The sequence below is a fragment of the Kitasatospora sp. NPDC056531 genome, from assembly GCF_042794375.1.
In the GTDB taxonomy this organism is placed as follows: Bacteria; Actinomycetota; Actinomycetes; order Streptomycetales; family Streptomycetaceae; genus Kitasatospora.
This window is the reverse complement of the sequence record NZ_JBHTTU010000292.1, coordinates 1-2309: the sequence shown is the minus strand read 5'-3', so window position 1 is coordinate 2309 and position 2309 is coordinate 1. Positions and strand designations below refer to the sequence as shown.

Sequence of the window (2309 nt, the reverse complement as noted above, 5' to 3'; positions counted from 1 at the left end):
GGCACGGGGGTACCCCGTCGAAGTTCACGCGCATGCGCCGAGCGTCCCGGAGGTTCCGGAGGCGCCTCGACCGGTTTTCAGTCCCGCGCCGACCGACCGTCAGGCCCAGGGCAGCGAGGCTCGGTTGCGCCAGTAGGCGTCGGCGGGCTCGGCCATCATCGCGAGGGCGGCGAGGTCCTCGGGGGTGGGGCACAGGTCGGCGGCGGCGAGGTTGGAGGTGAGCTGGTCGAGGGTGGCGGCGCCGGACAGGACGATGTCGGCCCAGGGCTGGGCGGCGGCCGCGGCGAGGGCGAGGGCGTCGGGGGTGGTGGCGGTGCGGGTGGCGAGGGTGCGCAGGGCGGCGGTGTCGGGGCCGGTGGCGTTGCGGCCGGCCAGCCGGCCGTTGGCCATGGCCTCCTTGACCACGACCAGCCAACCGGCCCGGTGGGCCTCGGCGAGGGTGGGGGCGGCGGAGGTCTCCAGCAGGTTCCAGGTGGCCTGGACGGCGCTGAACAGCGGGCGGCCGGCCACGGTGACGTCGAGGGCCCGGCGGATGGCGTCGGCCTGGGCGGGGCCGCTGGTGGACAGGCCCACCCGTACGCCCTCGGCGGCGAGGGCGGCCAGTCGCCCGTGCAGGGCGGGGTCGGTGAGGGCGGGGCTGTCGGGGGTGACCGAGTGGACCAGGTAGACGTCCAGGTGGGCGCCCAGCAGGGCGCGGGTCTCGCGGATCTGGCGGTCGAACACCTCCGTCGAGTGCTCCTTGACCTCGTGGGCGGCGACCCCGCTGGTGCGCCAGTCGGCGGTGTAGGTGTAGCCCCACTTGCTGCCGACGGTCACCTCGGCCGCCGCCTCGGGGCGCTTGGTGAGCCACTGGGCGAGGAACTCCTCGGCGCGGCCGTAGGAGCGGGCGGTGTCGAGGTAGCGCACCCCGGCCGCGTAGGCGGCGTCGAGCAGGGCGTGGGTGCGCTCGCGCAGCGCCTCGACGGTGCGTTCGGCGGGCAGGTCGGCCTCGCGCCCGAGGTTGATGTAGCCGGGCCGGCCGACGGCTGCGGTGCCCAGGCCCAGACGCGCGGTGTGCGGGCGGGCGGCGGGGGCGGTGGCGGACTCGGTCGGCACGGCGGGGTCTCCTCGGGCGGGCTCGGGGGTGCTCACCTGGACTTTAGCGGTGCCCGGGCGCCGCCCGGCCTACCCGGTGGGCCGGGCACTACGGGCGGTACGGGCGGTCGGGGCCGTGGCCGTGCGGGGGGCGGGCTCGGGGTGCCAATGCCGCGCGGTCTCGCGGGAGTCGGCCACTTCACCGGGGCGCCGAGGCCGTTCGGAGGATCCGGTGGAAACGTCAAGTGTCGTCGAACCGAAATGATGTGATGGCACGTCAGTGCGGTGTCGGCTGGGCCTGCGGGCCGGTTCTCCCGGCTTTCGGCCGACGCTGCGCGGGTCAACTGGCATTGATAGCAGGTATCTTCTGATCCACGCCGGCTGATGGCCTTCGGCTATCGTGACCTGGCCGGCCCTGCCCCGTCCGTCGGGATCGCGACGCGGAGGGCCCGGAGCGAGAAAGGTGGGGCATGGCGGAGTCGACGGGGGACGTCGTTCAGGTGCGGACGCAGGAGCCGCAGGGCTCGGAGGGCGGGTCCGCGGAGCCGGGCGGGCCCGGGGAGGTGAGCGGACTCTCGGCCCGGATCGAGGCGCTGTTCCACACCGTCCGCCGGCCCGACCGCGAGCAGTACACCAACGAGGAGGTGGCCCGGGCCTGCCGTGAGGCGACCGGGGAGTCCTTCTCCACCACCTACCTGTGGCAGCTGCGCACCGGGCGTCGGGACAACCCGACCAAACGCCACCTGGAGGCGCTGGCCCACTTCTTCCAGGTCCCGCCCGCCTACTTCTTCGACGAACGGCAGGGCGCCGAGATCGCCAAGGAGCTGGCGCTGCTGGGCGCGCTGCGCGACGCGGGCGTGCGCAGCCTGGCGCTGCGGGCGGTGGGCCTGTCGCCGGAGGGCCTGGACACCGTCAGCGAGCTGGTCGACGTCATCGCCCGCCGGGACGCGGCGCGCAAGCGCCCCTCGCCCTGAGGAGAGACCTGACTGCGGAATCAGCAACGGGAGCTCGGCTTGTGGGATGACTTACGGCGTGGCCGGGGCCGCCGGTCCACGCTGCGGCGCTGCCGGCGGATCGCCGAACAGCTGGAGCTGCCGAGCCCGTTCGACCCTGCGGTGCTGCTGGATCGGCTGGCCGCGCGGCGCGGGCGGCCGATCGAGCTGCTGCCGGTGCCGGCCCGCCCGCACGCCCCGTGCGGGCTGCTGGTCTCCACCCAGGAGGCGGACTACATCGTC

Annotated in this window: 2 protein-coding genes and 1 pseudogene; 2 read left to right on the top strand and 1 reads right to left on the bottom strand. The window is 75.0% G+C overall.

The features are described 5' to 3' along the window. Positions 1-99: 99 nt before the first annotated feature. Positions 100-1095 carry an aldo/keto reductase gene (locus ACFQ87_RS45740; protein WP_380616969.1) on the bottom strand — a complete coding sequence of 332 codons (996 nt, stop codon included), beginning with the start codon at positions 1093-1095 and terminating at the stop codon, positions 100-102. 449 nt (positions 1096-1544) lie between these two features. Here ACFQ87_RS45740 and ACFQ87_RS45735 point away from each other — a divergent pair, with 449 nt between their 5' ends. Together ACFQ87_RS45735 and ACFQ87_RS45730 are read left to right on the top strand one after the other, a co-directional pair. Beyond that, positions 1545-2048 (top strand): XRE family transcriptional regulator, encoded by a 504-nt coding sequence (locus ACFQ87_RS45735; protein WP_380616968.1) that lies wholly within the window; start codon positions 1545-1547, stop codon positions 2046-2048. A gap of 39 nt (positions 2049-2087) precedes the next feature. Next, a pseudogene (locus tag ACFQ87_RS45730) lies at positions 2088-2309 on the top strand (ParH-like protein); the annotation flags it as partial.